This window comes from Pseudomonas sp. NFACC05-1 (assembly GCF_900100135.1).
GTDB classification, from domain to species: domain Bacteria; phylum Pseudomonadota; class Gammaproteobacteria; order Pseudomonadales; family Pseudomonadaceae; genus Aquipseudomonas; species Aquipseudomonas fluorescens_Q.
This window is the reverse complement of record NZ_FMTR01000007.1, coordinates 94,328-110,939: the sequence shown is the minus strand read 5'-3', so window position 1 is coordinate 110,939 and position 16,612 is coordinate 94,328. Positions and strand designations below refer to the sequence as shown.

16 protein-coding genes are annotated in these 16,612 nt (G+C 62.6%); 9 read left to right on the top strand and 7 right to left on the bottom strand.

The annotated features are described in order from the left end of the window. Positions 1 to 215 precede the first annotated feature (215 nt). Positions 216 to 1,295, bottom strand: coding sequence for a sugar phosphate isomerase/epimerase family protein (locus tag BLO97_RS13385; RefSeq protein ID WP_092346176.1), 1,080 nt, complete (start codon positions 1,293 to 1,295; stop codon positions 216 to 218). Then, positions 1,292 to 2,467 (bottom strand): Gfo/Idh/MocA family protein, encoded by a 1,176-nt coding sequence (locus BLO97_RS13380; RefSeq protein ID WP_092346174.1) that lies wholly within the window; start codon positions 2,465 to 2,467, stop codon positions 1,292 to 1,294. The genes BLO97_RS13385 and BLO97_RS13380 overlap by 4 nt, the downstream gene beginning before the upstream one ends. A 166-nt stretch (positions 2,468 to 2,633) precedes the next feature. Between BLO97_RS13380 and BLO97_RS13375 the strand changes: the two genes are divergently transcribed. The 4 genes from BLO97_RS13375 to BLO97_RS13360 all read left to right on the top strand — a co-directional run bounded on the left by BLO97_RS13375 (position 2,634) and on the right by BLO97_RS13360 (position 7,309). Further along, entirely contained in the window at positions 2,634 to 3,632 is a 999-nt protein-coding gene (locus tag BLO97_RS13375) for a LacI family DNA-binding transcriptional regulator (protein ID WP_092346172.1), read from the top strand. Positions 3,633 to 3,866: 234 nt separating this feature from the next. Next, entirely contained in the window at positions 3,867 to 4,817 is a 951-nt protein-coding gene (locus BLO97_RS13370; protein ID WP_092222719.1) for a TAXI family TRAP transporter solute-binding subunit, read from the top strand. An 81-nt stretch (positions 4,818 to 4,898) separates the two neighbouring features. Further along, positions 4,899 to 6,926, top strand: a complete 2,028-nt coding sequence (locus BLO97_RS13365) for a TRAP transporter permease (protein ID WP_063320512.1) — start codon at positions 4,899 to 4,901, stop codon at positions 6,924 to 6,926. Then, positions 6,923 to 7,309, top strand: coding sequence for a DUF1850 domain-containing protein (locus tag BLO97_RS13360; protein WP_063320511.1), 387 nt, complete (start codon positions 6,923 to 6,925; stop codon positions 7,307 to 7,309). The genes BLO97_RS13365 and BLO97_RS13360 overlap by 4 nt, the downstream gene beginning before the upstream one ends. A gap of 206 nt (positions 7,310 to 7,515) precedes the next feature. On the opposite strand, the gene BLO97_RS13355 is transcribed toward BLO97_RS13360, so the two are convergent. After that, positions 7,516 to 8,607: an SMP-30/gluconolactonase/LRE family protein gene (locus BLO97_RS13355; protein WP_092222717.1), complete on the bottom strand. Its 1,092-nt coding sequence runs from the start codon at positions 8,605 to 8,607 to the stop codon at positions 7,516 to 7,518. Positions 8,608 to 8,703: 96 nt separating this feature from the next. Further along, the gene (locus tag BLO97_RS13350; RefSeq protein ID WP_092144507.1) at positions 8,704 to 9,834 is read right to left on the bottom strand and encodes a sensor histidine kinase; all 1,131 of its coding nucleotides are present in this window, start codon (positions 9,832 to 9,834) and stop codon (positions 8,704 to 8,706) included. A gap of 243 nt (positions 9,835 to 10,077) precedes the next feature. Here BLO97_RS13350 and BLO97_RS13345 point away from each other — a divergent pair, with 243 nt between their 5' ends. Both BLO97_RS13345 and BLO97_RS13340 read left to right on the top strand, forming a co-directional pair. Beyond that, on the top strand, positions 10,078 to 11,043 hold the full coding sequence (locus BLO97_RS13345) for an EamA family transporter (protein WP_092346170.1): 966 nt from the start codon (positions 10,078 to 10,080) through the stop codon (positions 11,041 to 11,043). A gap of 294 nt (positions 11,044 to 11,337) precedes the next feature. Continuing rightward, the gene (locus BLO97_RS13340) at positions 11,338 to 12,198 is read left to right on the top strand and encodes a CAP domain-containing protein (protein WP_092346168.1); all 861 of its coding nucleotides are present in this window, start codon (positions 11,338 to 11,340) and stop codon (positions 12,196 to 12,198) included. A 193-nt stretch (positions 12,199 to 12,391) separates the two neighbouring features. Here the strand turns inward: BLO97_RS13340 and BLO97_RS13335 are convergent, their stop codons facing one another. Further along, positions 12,392 to 12,925, bottom strand: a complete 534-nt coding sequence (locus tag BLO97_RS13335; protein WP_063320506.1) for a cysteine hydrolase family protein — start codon at positions 12,923 to 12,925, stop codon at positions 12,392 to 12,394. A gap of 40 nt (positions 12,926 to 12,965) precedes the next feature. Beyond that, complete coding sequence (gene ggt, locus BLO97_RS13330; RefSeq protein WP_092346166.1) at positions 12,966 to 14,693, bottom strand: gamma-glutamyltransferase; 1,728 nt, start codon at positions 14,691 to 14,693, stop codon at positions 12,966 to 12,968. A 164-nt stretch (positions 14,694 to 14,857) separates the two neighbouring features. Here ggt and BLO97_RS13325 point away from each other — a divergent pair, with 164 nt between their 5' ends. Continuing rightward, entirely contained in the window at positions 14,858 to 15,289 is a 432-nt protein-coding gene (locus tag BLO97_RS13325) for a GNAT family N-acetyltransferase (protein WP_063320504.1), read from the top strand. Between the two features lie 80 nt (positions 15,290 to 15,369). Here the strand turns inward: BLO97_RS13325 and BLO97_RS13320 are convergent, their stop codons facing one another. Next, positions 15,370 to 15,720: a hypothetical protein gene (locus tag BLO97_RS13320; RefSeq protein WP_013693699.1), complete on the bottom strand. Its 351-nt coding sequence runs from the start codon at positions 15,718 to 15,720 to the stop codon at positions 15,370 to 15,372. 141 nt (positions 15,721 to 15,861) lie between these two features. Here BLO97_RS13320 and BLO97_RS13315 point away from each other — a divergent pair, with 141 nt between their 5' ends. Beyond that, positions 15,862 to 16,122, top strand: a complete 261-nt coding sequence (locus tag BLO97_RS13315) for a hypothetical protein (RefSeq protein ID WP_063320503.1) — start codon at positions 15,862 to 15,864, stop codon at positions 16,120 to 16,122. Positions 16,123 to 16,124: 2 nt separating this feature from the next. Continuing rightward, on the top strand, positions 16,125 to 16,454 hold the full coding sequence (locus BLO97_RS13310; protein ID WP_092144499.1) for a DUF6388 family protein: 330 nt from the start codon (positions 16,125 to 16,127) through the stop codon (positions 16,452 to 16,454). The last annotated feature ends 158 nt before the right edge of the window (positions 16,455 to 16,612 follow it).

The following is a 16,612-nucleotide window of genomic DNA, read 5'->3' as shown; positions in this document are numbered from 1 at the left end:
TTGTTCTTGTGAAGAAAAAAGCCTTGCACAGCTTTTGTGGCTTGCTTTTGTGGCTTTTGTGGCGAGGGAGCTTGCTCCCGCTGGGCTGCGCAGCAGCCCTCAAAACAGTCACCTCGGCCTACATCTACCTGATCCACCGAGTTGTCAGGTTTTAGGGCTGCTTCGCAGCCCAGCGGGAGCAAGCTCCCTCGCCACAGGGTCTTGGGGTGGAGCGGTTACCTCAACAGGCCCAACAACCGCCGATTGGAATCCTCATCCGCCGTGACGCTGGCAAAATCATCGAACGCCTTGCCGGTCTTGCTGATCATGTGCCGCTGGATGAACGCTGCCCCTTCTGCGGCGCCCTGTTGTGAATCCTTCAAGCAGCACTCCCATTCCAGGACCGCCCAACCGCTGAAATCGTATTGGGTCAGTTTGCTGAAGATCGATTTGAAATCGATCTGGCCATCGCCCAACGAACGGAACCGCCCGGGCCGATCGACCCAGCCCTGGTAGCCGCCGTATACCCCGGAACGGGCATCGGGGCGGAATTCGGCGTCCTTGACGTGGAACATGCGGATGCGCGCGTGGTAGCGGTCGATGAAGCCCAGGTAGTCCATCTGTTGCAGCAGCAAATGGCTGGGGTCGTAGAGGATCGCCGCCCGCGGGTGATGATCGACCGCCTCCAGGAAGCGCTCGAACGAGGCCCCGTCGTGGAGGTCTTCGCCGGGGTGGATTTCGTAGCACAGGTCCACCCCCGCCGCGTCAAAGCAGTCGAGAATCGGCAACCAGCGCCGGGCCAGTTCGGCGAACCCCTGCTCCACCAGACCCGCCGGCCGCTGCGGCCAGGGGTAGAGATACGGCCACAGCAGCGCGCCGGAAAACGTCGCATGAGCCTTGAGACCCAGCCGCTGGCTGGCGCGGGCGGCCAGCTTGAGTTGCTCGATCGCCCACTCGGTCCGCGCCTGGGGCTGTCCGCGCAAATGGGCCGGGGCGAAGTCATCGAACAGCGCGTCGAACGCCGGGTGCACTGCCACCAACTGGCCTTGCAGGTGCGTCGATAACTCGCTGATCTCGACACCGGCCTGGGCACAGGTGGCCTTGAGCTCATCGCAATAGGCCTGGCTCTCGGCGGCCCGGGCCAGGTCTATGTATTGGGTGCCCGATGTCGGCAGCTGAATGGCCTTGTAGCCTTGCGACGCCGCCCACTGGGCGATGTTGGCCAGGGTATCGAACGGCGCTTCGGCGGACATGAATTGCGCCAGGAAAATACCTGGGCCACGCAGGCCGCTCGGTGGTGTGTCGAGGGTATTCACAACAGGGATGCTCCGGTTTGCACGGTGGTCCACTTCGCGTCGCCACGGTGGTTGAGGATGGCGGCCTCGATGAATGCCATGCCACGCAAGCCGGTCTCGATGCCGGGTACGCCTGGGGCGTCGGGGCCTTCGACATGGCTGCGAATAGCGTGGGCGAAATCGCCGTAGAGGTTGGCCATGGCTTCCAGGTAGCCCTCGGGATGCCCGGCCGGCAGGCGCATGCGCCGCGTGGCCGCCGCGCACAGCCACGGCTGGCCGACGCCGCTACGCAGGATGCGCAAAGGCTGGTCGAAGGCGCGATGGATCAGGCTCGCCGGTTCTTCCTGGCGCCACTCCAAGGCGCCCTTATTGCCGTAGACGCGAATCTTCAGCGGGTTCTCTTCGCCGGTGCAGACCTGGCTGGCGATCAACACGCCGCTGGCGCCACCCGCCATCTTGAACAGCATCGCGACGTCGTCATCCAATTGCCGGCCCGGCACATGGGAGCCCAACGTGGCGCATAGCTGCTGGATAGGCTGGTCTGCGACGAACTCGGCGAGGGAAAACGCGTGGGTGCCGATGTCGCCGATGCAACCGCCCAGGCCGGACTGGCCAGGGTCGTCGCGCCATTCGGCCTGTTTATTGCCCTGGGCGGCGACATCCTGGCTGAGCCAGCCTTGGGGGTACTCGACCAGCACTTTGCGCACCTGGCCGATCGCGCCCGAGCGCACCATCTCCCGGGCCTGCCACACCATGGGATAACCCAGGTAGGTATGGGCCAGCCCGTAGAGGCAACGGCTGCCTTGCAGCACTTCCCTGAGGGCCAGCAACTCGTTGAGGTCCAGCGCGGCGGGTTTCTCGCTGAACACATGGAAACCGGCTTTCAAGGCCTCGCTGGCGATGGGTGCATGAAGATGATTGGGGGTAACAATGACCAGCAATTCCATGCGCTGATCAAGCGGCAGCAGCGCTTCGGTGTCGAGCATCTGCTGCCAGTCGTGGTAGCAACGGGACGCGGCCAGGCCCAGGGCCGCGCCGGTCTGCCGAGTGTTGCGAGGGTCGCGGCTGAATGCGCCGCAGACCAGTTCGAAACCGCCATCCAGGCCCGCGGCCTGACGGTGGGCCTGGCCGATGAACGCGCCCTCTCCACCGCCGACGAAGCCCATTCTTATTTTTGGTGCTACAGGATTCATCGTGTTTGTCTTCCTGTCAGGATGATGATGTAACCGGTTACATCATGGCGAAAATCTAGGCTCAGTTTCCCCGCGTGTCAAACCCACAGGGTTCACCGTGGAATATTTGTGAGGCGCTCAACCTGCGGTAAGCTCCCCACCGTACCCCCTGTTCCCCGAGGTGATTTTGTCCAACATTCGTGAGGTGGCCCGGCTGGCGGGTGTTTCGGTGGCCACGGTGTCCAGAACCCTGAAATCGCCCGAGCGGGTACTCCCCGAAACACGGGACAAGGTCAACGCGGCGGTGGAACAGGCCGGCTATCGGCCCAACCTGATGGCGGTGCAATTTCGCTCCCGGCGCACCGGCAACCTGGTGATCCTGGTGCCGGCCATCGCCAATACGTTTTTCGCCCGGGTCATCAGCGGCGCGCAGCAGGCCGCGCAGGCGGCGGGTTATCGATTGCTGTTGTGCGACACCCAGGGTCGGACGCAGATCGAGCGGGAATTCGCCGCCCTGGTCTACGCCCACCAGGCCGACGGCGTGATCCAGTTGCGCGCCAGCGATCCTTTCGAATCGATGCCGGCAGGCGTCGAAAGCCTGCCGCTGGTCAACGCCTGCGAAGTGGTCAAGAACGCCCCCTACCCGACCATCAGTCTCGACAACCGCGCCGCCGCCCAGGCCATGACCGAGCACCTGATCGGCCTCGGCCACCGCCGCATCGGCATCATCAAGGGGCCACGCAGCAGCCCCCTGACCCTGGATCGCGTGGCCGGCTACCAGGATGCCCTGAGCCAGGCCGGTATCGCCGTCGACCCCAGCCTGATCTGCCATGGCGACTTCACCTTGAAGGCCGGTGATGACGGGGCCGGCGCGATGTTGGCGCTGGCCGACCGCCCCAGTGCGCTGTTCTGTGAAAACGACGAGATGGCCATCGGCGCGCTCAGGCGCATCAAGCAAATGGGCCTGCGGGTGCCCGAGGATATTTCCCTGGTGGGTTTTGATGACATCCCGTTCGCCGCCTACTGCGACCCGCCCCTGACCACCATTTCACAGCCTGCCGAAATCTTTGGGGAAAAAGCGGTGCAGATGCTGATTGCTCTGATCGAGAAGAAGCCGATTGCCGAGCGGCATGTGGTGTTGCCGTTCGAGTTGACGGTGCGAGGCAGTACGGCGCCCCTGGCCTAACAAGGGACCAGTGGCGAGGGAGCTTGCTCCCGCTGGGTTGCGCAGCAGCCCCGAAAGAGGCTGACGCAATTTTTCAGGCAGACCGTGTTTGTCGGTTTTACGACGGCTGCGCCGCCGAGCGGGAGCAAGCTCCCTCGCCACAGAAGCCTTTACGGCCACTCGACTCGCCATCACCCGCGCTTGAACTACAGTGGAAAGACTCTGCATAAGCCATAACAAGACGGAGAGGTCCCCATGCGAGTCAACAAGCACTTCACCCTCCTGGCCGCCGCGGCAGCCCTGGTGGTCAGCACCACGGCCCAGGCCGCCCCGGTGTACATCAACATCCTCACGGGCGGCACCAGCGGGGTTTATTACCCGATCGGGGTCGGGCTTTCACAGATCTACAGCAACGGCATCCAGGACGCCAAGACATCGGTGCAAGCCACCAAGGCTTCGGTGGAAAACCTCAACCTGCTGCAAGCCGGTCGTGGTGAGCTGGCCCTGGCCCTGGGCGACTCGGTGGCGGATGCAAAGAACGGCGTGGAAGACGCCGGTTTCAAGGCGCCGTTGACCAAATTGCGCGCCATCGCTGGCGCCTATCCCAACTACATCCAGATCGTCGCCAGCCAGGAGTCCGGCATCAAGACATTGGCCGACCTCAAGGGCAAGACCGTTTCCGTCGGCGCGGCAAAATCCGGTACCGAACTCAATGCCCGGGCGATATTCAAGGCTGCGGGGCTGACCTACCAGGACATGAAGGTCCAGTACTTGCCGTTCGCCGAGTCGGTGGACTTGATCAAGAACCGCCAACTGGACGCCACACTGCAGTCCTCGGGCCTGGGAATGGCGGCCATTCGCGACCTGGCCTCGACCATGGCGCTGAGCTACGTAGCGGTGCCCACCGATGTGGTGGAGAAAATCGGCAACCCGGCGTATCAGAGCGCAATGATTCCGGCCAATACCTACGATGGTCAGGCGGAGGCCGTACCGACGGTGGCCATCACCAACATCCTGGTCACCCGCGAGGATGTCCCGGATGAGGTGGCGTACCAGATGACCAAGCTGCTCTTCGAGAACCTCACTCGCCTGGGCACCTCCCATTCAGCGGCCAAGGACATCACCCTGAAAAACGCCGCGAAGAACCTGCCGATCGCACTCCACCCCGGCGCCGAGCGCTACTACAAGGAAGTGGGCGCGCTGTAACACCCTGCGTATCAACGGCGCCCATCGCCGTTGATACGTCGTGTTTTCGCCCCTTGAATGTGAACAGAAGGCAGGCACCTCATGAGTGAAGACCAGCACGGCATCGCCACGGACCCGCGAGACTGGCCCAAGACCCTGTTCTACGTGGCCTTGCTGTTTTCAATATTTCAGATCGTCACCGCCGCGTTTTCTCCGGTCTCCAGCATTGTGCTGAGGGCGGTACATGTCGGCTTTCTGTTGTGGGTGGTGTTCCTCAGCTACCCCGCGCATGGCAGGCAGCGCCCTTGGCAACCCTTGGCCTGGGTCTTGAGCCTGGGGGGCGTGGCGACGGCGCTTTATCAATGGGTGTTTGAGTCGGACCTGATCCAACGCTCCGGCGACTTGACCACCACGGACATGATCATGGGGATCGTCCTGGTCGTGCTGGTGTTCGAAGCCGCGCGGCGAGTGATGGGCATCGCACTACCGATCATTTGCGGCCTGTTCCTGGCCTATGGCCTGTTCGGCGAATACTTACCGGGCGACTTGGCCCATCGCGGCTATGGCCTCGATCAAATCATCAACCAGCTGTCGTTCGGCACCGAAGGGCTGTACGGCACGCCAACCTACGTGTCGGCCACCTATATTTTCCTGTTCATCCTGTTCGGCGCCTTCCTGGAAAAGGCCGGCATGATCAAGCTCTTCACCGATTTCGCCATGGGCCTGTTCGGTCACAAGCTCGGTGGTCCGGCCAAGGTGGCCGTGGTGTCATCGGCGCTGATGGGCACCATCACCGGTTCTGGCATCGCCAACGTGGTCACCACCGGGCAATTCACCATCCCGTTGATGAAGCGCTTCGGCTACAAGGCCGCGTTTGCCGGTGGTGTGGAAGCCACGTCCAGCATGGGCAGCCAGATCATGCCGCCGGTGATGGGCGCGGTGGCCTTCATCATGGCCGAAACCATCAATGTGCCGTTCGTTGAAATCGCCAAGGCCGCATTGATACCCGCCTGCCTGTACTTCGGCTCGGTGTTCTGGATGGTTCACCTGGAGGCCAAGCGCTCCGACCTCAAGGGCTTGCCCAAGGACCAATGCCCCAGCGCCTGGGGCGCGGTCAAGGACAGCTGGTTCCTGCTGATCCCGCTCGGGGTGTTGGTCTACCTGTTGTTTTCCGGACGCACCCCCCTGTTTTCCGGCATGGTGGGCCTGGCATTGACAGCCATCGTAATTCTCGGCTCGGCGATCATTCTCAAAGTCTCGAACTACGCGTTGCGCTGCGCCTTCTGGATCGCCTTGGGGCTGCTTTGCGTCGGTTTTTTCCGCTTGGGCATCGGTGTCGTGTTTGCGGTGATCGGCGTGTTGGTGGTGGCCTGCTGGTTCATGCAAGGCACTCGGGAAACCCTCGTCATCTGCTTGCATGCGTTGGTAGATGGCGCGCGTCATGCCGTTCCAGTGGGGATCGCCTGCGCCTTGGTGGGCAGCATCATCGCGGTGGTCTCGCTGACTGGCGTGGCCTCCACCTTTGCCGGCTACATCCTCGCCATCGGCCGGGACAACCTGTTGCTGTCGCTGATCCTCACCATGCTCACCTGCCTGGTGCTGGGCATGGGTATACCGACCATCCCCAACTACATCATCACCAGCTCGATCGCCGCACCGGCCCTGCTGGAACTGGGCGTGCCGCTGATCGTGTCGCACATGTTCGTGTTCTATTTCGGTATCTTGGCCGACCTGACGCCGCCGGTGGCGCTGGCTTGTTTCGCCGCCGCGCCCATTGCCCGGGAAAGTGGCCTGAAGATCAGCTTCTGGGCGGTGCGCATTGCCCTGGCTGGGTTCGTCATTCCATTCATGACCGTCTATAATCCGGCCCTGATGCTCCAGGGCGACAACCTGTGGATGACGGCGTACATGCTGATCAAGACGTTGTTGGCCGTCGGGCTCTGGGGCATGGCGTCCACCGGCTACCTGCAACAGAAAATGCCGATTTGGGAACGCTTGCTGTGTTTTGCCGCCGGCGCGTTGCTGGTGGTTGCCCTGCCCGTGACCGATGAGATCGGCTTCGTGCTGGGTGGGCTGCTGATTCTCCAACACGTCTGGCGCGCACGACGCAGTGGGCGGGCCTTGGCGTGATCGGTCTGTGCCTGGGCTTGTCCGGCGTGGTCTGGGCCCAGCTCGCCGTGGCCGATTTCACGTTGGCATGGAACCACACCATCGAGAAGATTCGCTGGGAGGAAGATTATCGCGTCAGCGAACAGGGCCTGATCCTGGGCGAGGCCAGGGTCAAAGGCAATGGCGCGGGCATGGAGATTCCCGACGATGCAAGGCTTGAAAACGGCAGCTGGCACTATCAACGCCAGGTGCCGCCCCTGCAACCGCTGAAACTGGGCCGCACGCCGCAGGCTGGCGACTATCAGTTATGTTTTGGTGGCGGTTGTCGGGCGATGAGTCATTGGCTGGGGCCGCCGACAGAGGGCCAGCCGACCGTGGAGCTATGGAGCTGCGGACAATCCTGAACCCATCAGAAAACACCGCAGGCACAGCGGACATCCTGTGGCCAGGGATTGCTCCCGCTGGGTTGCGCAGCAACCCCAAAGAGACCGAATGTTGAATGCGACCAACCAGGCACACCCAGGTGAATGGTTTTAGGGCTGCTACGCAGCCCAGCGGGAGCAAGCTCCCTCGCCACAAAGTCCATCAACTCCGAGGGTGAATGTGTCACTCAGGCAAACGTCGCCCCTCGAGTATTCACGAACAGCGAATACAGCGAGTGGCTGCCGGCCATGAACAACCGATTGCCTTCCCGCCCGCCGAAGCAGACGTTGGGACAGCGCTCCGGCAGGGAGATGTGCCCGATGGCCTTGCCTTCAGGGTTGAACACCCGCACGCCGTCGAGTTTTTCCAGGTCGGCCTTGGGGTCGCCATTGCCGCCCCAACCGCACCAGAGGTTGCCGCTTTCATCACATTTGATTCCGTCGATCGCCGCGTAATCCAGGCCTTCGATGTGCTTGCGCCGCTCACCCAGCGTGCCGTCATCCTTGACGGTGATCGCCCAGATCAAGCGGTTGGGCTTGGCCCGGCCTTCGACCACGTAGAGGATTTTCTCATCCGGGGAAAAACACAGCCCGTTCGGCCCCGCCAGGTCGTCGATGACCCGCGTGACCTTGCCGGTTTCGCCATCGATGCGATACACCGCGTGAGGCTGGGCGGGGGTGACTTTGTGTCCCTCGTAATTGTTGCCGGTCTGGAACGGTGGGTCGGTGAACCACACCGAGCCATCGCGCTTGCACACGATGTCGTTGGGCGAGTTCAGCGGCTTGCCTTCGAAACTGTCCGCCAGCACGGTGATAGTGCCGTTGTGCTCGGTGCGGGTGATGCGTCGGCCTTCGCTGGCGGTGGTGGAGCCTTCGCACACCAGCAGCCGGCCCTGGCGATCGCGGCACATGCCGTTGGAGAAGTTGGAATTCTCGCGGTAGACCGACAGGCCACCGGTAATTTCATCCCAGCGCACGATGCGGTTGTTGGGAATGTCGCTGACCAGCAGGTAACGACCGTCACCAACCCACACCGGCCCTTCTGCCCAACGCAAACCGGTGGCGAGTTTCTCCACGCTGGCATTGAAGATGCGCAAGTCCATGAAGCTGGGGTCAAGGATATTGATCAGCGGGTCCGGGTAACGCTGACTCAAGGGCTCGGCCTGAGCGAGCCCGGGCAGGTTGCCAAGGGCGGCCGCAGCAGCCGAGACCACCAGGGATTTTTTCAGGAATACCCGGCGGCCCTGATCGGCGGCGGTTGCAGATTGCGAAGCATCCATCGGTGCGTCTCCGTTAATTATTATTGGACGGGACGACAGTTTTACTACGTGATAAGACATCGTACAAGTATGCGAATCTGCTCTGCGCACAGTCGATCAGGCCGGGTTCAGCGGTATACGAACAGTAAAGGTCGTGCCGACTTGCGCCTCCGAGTGGACCTTGATGGTGCCCTGATGGGCCGATACGATCGCCGAAGCGATGTGCAGGCCAAGTCCGAGTCCAGCCGTGGAACCGTACTGCATTTCACTGCTGCACAGATTTCGGACCATTGGGTTGAAGATGTTGGCAATGGCCTCTTTCTCGATAGGCTTGCCCTGGTTGTTGATCGCGATCACGGCCATATCCTTTTCCACGCTCAACGAAACAGTCACCGGCGAGCCTTCGGCACCATGCTGGACGGCATTGCCAATCAGGTTGGCAAATACCTGCTCCATGCGGGCCGGATCAAACAGCGCCTCCAGGGCGCCGCTCGTTTTAAAGACAATTTTGCTTTCCGGGTGATAGGCCCGCGCCTCCTCCACCATACCTTCGCAGGCGGCCACCAGATCACCCTTGAAGCGCTGCACTGGAATGCCCGAGCCGAGTTGGGTGCGGGTGAAATCCAGCAGATCGCCGACGATTTTGTTGGCCCGCTTGACGCTGGTGTAGATGCGCGAAGTGATCTTGGTCGCCTTGGCGGGCAGGTCCCCCGCCCGCAGCAGCACTTCGGAACTCAGCAGGATCGCGCCCAAGGGGCTGCGCAAGTCATGCCCCAGAATCCCGAGAAAGATATTGCGCGACGCATCCACCGCCCCCGAGTAACTGACGACGGACTCGGCCAAGGCCTGGTCCACGGCCTCGTTGAATCGAATCAGATCGTCCATGACCTGTTTGTGATCCAACTGCGTGTGCGGCATCCAGAGCATAAGCACGCTGGTGCGCAGGGCCCGGTACTCGGAAACCATTTGCTCCACGGTAAAACCCGAGGACTGGCGGATGACCGCATGGGTTTCGGCGGCGGTTTCGGCATCAACCGGCGGGGCCTCGCCGTGGGACTTGGCAATCGCCTCATTGCGCGTTTGCGAGGTGCGCAGGTCAGCGGCGATAGTGCGCAGCATCTGCTCGGCATGGTCGCGCAGGGCCACGGAATCCATGCCAATGGATGCGGGGGTGATGGTTTTGGCGAAGTCTTCCCACGCCTGAAGAATCGGCTCGATATTGTCGAGAATGAAATCGGCCAGGCGCATGGGGAGGCTCCGCAAAGGGCAATGCTGTAAACGACACAACGGTCAGGTTGTTGTACAGCAAAGCGCAGGACAATGTGCACGCGGTCGTTCACTTAAGAAGGTAGAGCTCCCCCGCAACCCCGACCTTGTCTCTTGTAATCCTATAGGGTAAAAACAGCCCTCAAAGTTGTACGACGACTTATAACTAAAAACAGCTGATCCAAGGCGATTTGCCTCGGCGGCCCACCATTGAGACACCCTGCCATGACTCGCCCCGCCGCTGCACCTGACGCCCCTCCTCCATTGCCCCGTCACCTCGCGGTGCTCGTTCTGCTGTGCATGGGCTGTGCCTTTGCCGGCAATCATGTCGCCGCCCGAGCGGCGTTCGATGACGGTGCCGGGGTATTGCTGGCGATCCTGCTGCGCTCAGGCGGGACGCTGCTGGTGTTGGCCGCGATGGTACTGTGGCAACGTCAGAGCCTGCGTTTGCCGCCGGGCGCATGGCGTTGGCAGGTGCTGCTGGGGTTACTCATCGCTGCGCAGAGCCTGTGCCTGTACTCGGCCGTGGCCCGGGTGCCGGTGGCACTGGCGCTGTTGGTGGGCAACGTCTTTCCGATTCTGCTGGCCTTGCTGACCTGGGCGCTGGGCGGGCCACGGCCCACTGCACGCACCGCCGCGTTAATGGGCATGATCCTGGTGGGCCTGGTATTCGTGCTGGAGGTGCCGGCGCGGTTATCGTCTGAACAGAGCGTTGGCCCGCAATGGCTACTGGGGGTGGGCCTGGCCTTCTGTGCCGCTTGCGTGTTCGCTTGTGCGCTGTGGATCACCGACCACAAGCTGTCCCAGGTCCGTGGTTCGGTGCGCAGCCTGCTGACGATTTTCATCGTCTTCAGCAGCGTCAACCTCGCCGGCCTGACCGGTGCCCTGCCCGGCGGTTTCGACCTGCCAGCCAGCAGCACCGGTTGGTTCGCCCTGGCGACCCTGGTGGTGCTCTACGGCACCGGCTTCACTGTGCTGTTCATTTCCGTGCCCCGCCTGGACATGCCGCGCAACGCCCCGGTGATGAACATCGAACCGCTGGCCACGCTGCTGATCGGCTGGCTGGTACTGGACCAGATGCTCAACCCGGGCCAGGTGATGGGTGGCGCGATTGTGGTGACGGGCATCGTATTGCTGACCTATCGCAAGGTTGAGCAGGCCAAGGTGCCTGTGGCTGGAACAGCGAATTGAACTGACTGAACACCATTGTGGCGAGGGAGCTTGCTCCCGCTCGACCGGGCTGGCGCTCCAGCGCGAAGCGGTCGCCAATGCGTTGGGCCTGCTTCGCAGGCCAGCGGGAGCAAGCTCCCTCGCCACAATGGTGTTGTGCCAGCTCGTAGAAAGTCTTCGTCCTCAGAAACTTGTTCCAAAACCCACAGTCCTACCCCAGCCGTGAAAACCCGCCGATCTGCAGCGCCGGGTTTTCCAGCTGATCGGCGCCAAGCCTGGCGCTAAGCACCTCCCCCTTCTTGAGCCGTTCGCCCCATGCGCCACCCTGTTCGCTCTAGCCGTTTCGTTTCGCTGTGCTTGCTTGCCCTGTTTCCCTTATTTGCCAGCCCCGTCCACGCCCGTGGCGAAAGGCAATTGGTGGACGCCATCAACGATTTCCGTAGCCAATCACGCCGCTGTGAATGGCGCACGGTGCGTGCCACGCCGCCGCTGGTGCTGCGCTCGAACCTGGGCTTGCCGATGGGCTTTCGCGGTGGGCTGCGGGAGACCTTGAAAGACGCCGGCTACCAGGCCCGGGCCGTGCGCAGCATCCGCCTGACCGATGCGCGGGACGCCGAAGAAGCGTTCGACATGTTGGCTGACGAACATTGCGCAGCACTGCTGGACAACCAATACGCCGACATTGGCGTCAATCGGCTCGGTGATGAGTGGCGCGTGGTGCTGGCGCAGCCCATGGGAGGCACACGGATGAGCGACGCGGGTGCGACGGACAAGTCGCTGCTGGCCCAGGTCAACGCCGCCAGGGCCAAGCCGCGGATGTGCGGGCGCCAGCGCTTCGCCGCGGCCCGGCCGCTGAGCTGGAACGCCGCGCTGGGAACCGCCGCCCAAGGCCACAGCCGGTCGATGGCCCGCGAGAATTATTTCGCCCATCGCGACCCGGACGGTCGCTCCTCTTCCGATCGGGCCAAGAGCGCCGGCTTTCGCGGACATAAATTGGGCGAGAACATCGCCGCCGGACAACGCTCACCGACCCAGGCCATGCACGACTGGCTGGCCAGCCCGGGGCACTGCGCCAACCTGATGAACCCGATGTTCACCCAGATGGGCGCCGCTTCCGCCAGCGATTCGCGCAGTGATGCGGGGGTGTACTGGACGATGGTGCTTGGCGCGCCGTGAAAAACCATCGTCGATGCTGAGCCATCCGCTGTTGTGGCGAGGGAGCTTGCCCCCGCTCGACCGGGCTGGCGCTCCAGCGCGAAGCGGTCGTAAAAATTTTAGGGTCGCTTCGCAACCCAGCGGGAGCAAGCTCCCTCGCCACAAGTGTGCCCCCAAGTCAAACCTGCGTCGCAGTACCGACAGTGAGTATCGGCTACAGGCGGATTTCAGCAGCCGGCACCACATCGATCCGCGATACCGCACTGCTCAGCCGCCCCAATCGGTTGTTGTGATTGGCAATGATCTGCTCGGCCGCCATGCTGCCGTTGTCCACCGTGGAGTGGGCATCGGCCACCAAAACCACGTCGTACCCCAGGGCATGGGCCTGGCGCACGGTGGCGTTGACGCAATAGTCGGTTTGCAGCCCACAGATCACCAGGCGGTCGATGCCTCGGGCCTGCAACAACGGTTGCAGGTCGGTCTGGTAGAAGGCATCGGGGGTGGTCTTGCGCACCCGCAGGTCATCGGCTGCGGTCAACAGGTCGTCGGCCAGTTGCCAGGCGGCAGAACCATAGGTCAGCGAACCTTCCAACTCTTCGTGCTGGATCAGGATCACCGTCAAGCCGAGGGCCCGGGTTTTGGCCGCCAGGTCGTTGATGGTCCGGATGATGCGCTGGCTGTCGAAGCATTCCTCTTCGCCTGAGCACAGCGCGTTCTGGACATCGATGATCAGCAATGCGGTGTTCATGACCTTCCCTCTTCAAACATTATCGGAGCCGCGCGATGACTCAATACCCCAGCGACAACCCAGTGTTGCGACGGGGGTCGTTGGCGCCATAGAAGCGGTTCTTGCCCACCGGCTTGCCACCCAATGACGGCGCGCCGACCAGGATCGCGGCGATGTGGTTGGGGTCCTGCGGGCCGGCAAACTTGTGCCCCCAGCTCTCCAGCAGCTTCCGGGTATCGGGGCTGGCCGCGAACGCCTCCAGGTTGGTTTCCTCCGGCATCCACTGCTGGTGGAAACGCGGCGCGTCGACCGCCTCCTGGAGGTTCATGCCGTAGTCGATCACATTGAGGATAGTCAGCAACGTCGCGGTGATGATCCGGCTACCGCCCGGGGTGCCCACCACCATGACCGTCTTGCCGTCCTTGGTGACAATGGTCGGGCTCATGGATGACAGCGGCGCCTTGCCCGGCGCGATGGCGTTGGCTTCGCCCTGCACCAGGCCGTACATGTTGGGCACGCCGACCTTGGCGGTGAAATCGTCCATTTCATCGTTGAGGATCACCCCGGTCTTGCTCGCCATGACACCGGCACCGAACCAGTCGTTCAGGGTGTAGGTGACCGAGACGGCGTTGCCCCACTTGTCGACAATGGAGTAATGGGTGGTGTTGCTGCCCTCATGGGGCGCCACGCCGGGCTTGATCTTCTGCGAGTCGCCGGCCTTTTGCGGTTCGATCGCGGCCCGCAGCTTGGCGGCGTAGTTTTTATCCAGCAGATGGTCGATGGGGTTCTTCACGAAGTCCGGGTCACCCAGGTAACTGTTGCGGTCCACGTAGGCGTGGCGCATGGCTTCGATCTGATAGTGCATGCCCTGGGCCGAATGGAACCCCAGGTCCTTCATCGGATAACCGTCGAGGATGTTCATGATCTGGCACAGCACCACCCCGCCGGAACTGGGCGGCGGCGCCGAGATGATGTGGTAGCCGCGGTAGTCGCACTCCACCGGGGCCAGCTCGCGGGTCTTGTACTTGTCCAGGTCGGCCTGGGTGATGATGCCTTTGTTGGCCTGGCTGGAGGTGACCAGCGCATCGGCGACCCAGCCCTTGTAGAAGCCGTCGGCACCCTTGGCGGAGATTTCCCGCAGGGTCTTGGCGAGATCCTTTTGCACCAGCTTCTGGCCGACCTGCATGGGCTCGCCGTTGTGCAGGAAGATCGCCCCGGAGTCGCGCATGTCCTTCTTGAACACATCGGTGGCTGTTTCCAGCAGATCGACATCTCCCTGCTCCAGGGCGAAGCCTTCCTCGGCGAACTTGATGGCCGGGGCGATCAGCTCCGCCCGCGGTTTACTGCCGTACTTCTTCAACGCCAACTCCATGCCGGAGACGGTGCCGGGCACGCCCACGGCCAGGTGTCCGCGGGTGCTGAGGTCGGGGATGACGTTGCCGTCCTTGTCCAGATACATGTTGGCCGTGGCGGCCAGGGGGGCCTTTTCGCGGAAATCCAGGAACGTCTTGCGGCCATCGGCCATTTGAAGGGTCATGAACCCACCCCCGCCCAGATTGCCCGCCGCCGGATACACCACCGCCAAGGCATACCCCACCGCCACCGCCGCATCCACGGCATTGCCGCCGTTCTTGAGCACGTCGACACCCACGTGGGTCGCCAGGTGCTGGGCGGTGACCACCATGCCGTTCTCGGCGGCCACCGGTGCCTGGGAGGCGGCCTGGGCATACAAACAGCTGAGGGTCAGGGATATGGCAATGAGGGTTCGGGCTAAGGATTCGAACTTCATGACTCGGCCTCTTCTTGTTTTAAACAGTCGGCGATCGCATCAAGCAACTAGCTAGTATGGCCCGGTTTGCGTAATGCGCCTGTTTCCAAGCCGACCGGGTGACGCCACGGTAGCCTTTGGGATAGGCTCCTGCGGTTAATCTTGACTGAATAAGGACATTGCCGATGACGCTACGAATCGAACGCACGGACGCGCCCACCGACGAAGAACGCCAAGCCATCCTCGCTCCGCTGCGCGCCTATAACACGGCCAAGACCGGCGGGACGGTGCCTGAACTGGTGGCTTGGCTGGTGCGCGATGAACACGACGAAATCGTCGGGGGGCTCTATGGCCGAGTGTTTTTCCGCTGGCTGTATATCGAGCTGCTGGTGGTGCCGGAACAGGCCCGAGGCCAGGGCACCGGCTCGACCCTGATGCAGATGGCCGAAGCACTGGCCCGGGAGAAAAACTGCGTGGGCATCTGGCTGGACACCTTCGACTTCCAGGCGCCGGAGTTCTACCGCAGGCACGGCTTCACGGAAATCGGCCAGATCGACGACTATCCCCCGGGCCACCAGCACTTCTTCTTCCAGAAGCGCCTGACGCCCTCTGACTAAAAACCAGTCCCTGTGGGTAATGCCGATCAGTTAAGCCTCAAACCCGTGGGGGCGAGCCTGCTCGCGATCGGTCTATCTGTTCAAAGACACGTCGCCAACGCCGCCAACCGACGCTTGGCCACGAAGTCGTCATGCTTGGCGTAATAACTCAACTCGGTGCCCGTCGCACCGGCGTGCAAATCGACAAACGATTCAGCGGAGCGGGTGTAGACCGTCGAGCCCCCCTTCTTGCCCGGTTGCAGGTAGGCGCCAGCATCGACACCGAACACTGCTTCGTCCTGCCAGGAGAACTGCACACACTGGGCCACGACCTGTTCGGGTTTGTCCGAGGTCAGGGTCTTGTAAGGGGCCTGGGTCCGGGCCTCGTTCATCGCAGAACCCGCGCAGCCGGCCAGCAAGGTCGCGGCCAGGGCCACGGTCAACATTCGCATTGCGTTCACTCATCAAGAAAAAAACGGACTGTAGCACTGCGGCCCGGGCCTTCGTGCTGCTTTACTGAAATTTACACGGGACATCGGCCTGCGATTCGCGCACCCTGTCGCGCCATTGCCACCAGCCAAGCGGAACACCCCATGACTCCCAACGCCGAGTTCTACAAGCCCACCCCGGAATATGCCGACAAACTGATCAGCCAGATCGGCCAGACACCGTCCTGGATCGCCAAGCGCATCGGCGTCACCGACAAGCGGGTTCGCTACATCCTCGACGGCGAACGGACCGTCAAGGGCGAAACCACGCCGATCCAGATGACCTACACCGAACAGTTCGCCCTCGAATGCCTGGCGGCTGCGGCCAAGGCCAGCAAGAAGCAGTCTGCATCCCCCAAGGAGTGACCATGGCGGCAACCGAACAGCAACACGAACGGGCCCTGGCAAAGTTTCTCGATGAGCGCCCCGAACTGCGCCACGAACTGGACCACCTCAACCCGCTGCTGGCCCAGGCCAAGGGCGAGACCGCCGCGCAGTACCGCGCCGAGCGGTTGCATGAAGCGTTCGAAGCCGAGGCCGAGCGCCTGGGCCTGTTTGCCTGGGAACTGACCCTGCAACTGACCGCCACCTCGCCCCAGGACTACCAAGCCCAGCGCCTGGAAGTGCACAAGGAAGTGGCGGAGATGGCAGGGATGGAATGGGCGGAGTATTGCGAGTTGCACGGACTTCAGGTCTAGCACTGCCCCCCCTGTGGCGAGGGAGCTTGCTCCCGCTGGGGTGCGTAGCGCCCCCAAAACCTCCCAACGCGGTGTGTCAGCCAAACCACAGCGGATGAGTTGGGGCCGCTGCGCACCCCAGCGGGAGCAAGCTCCCTCGCCACACGGTCTCACCGTTT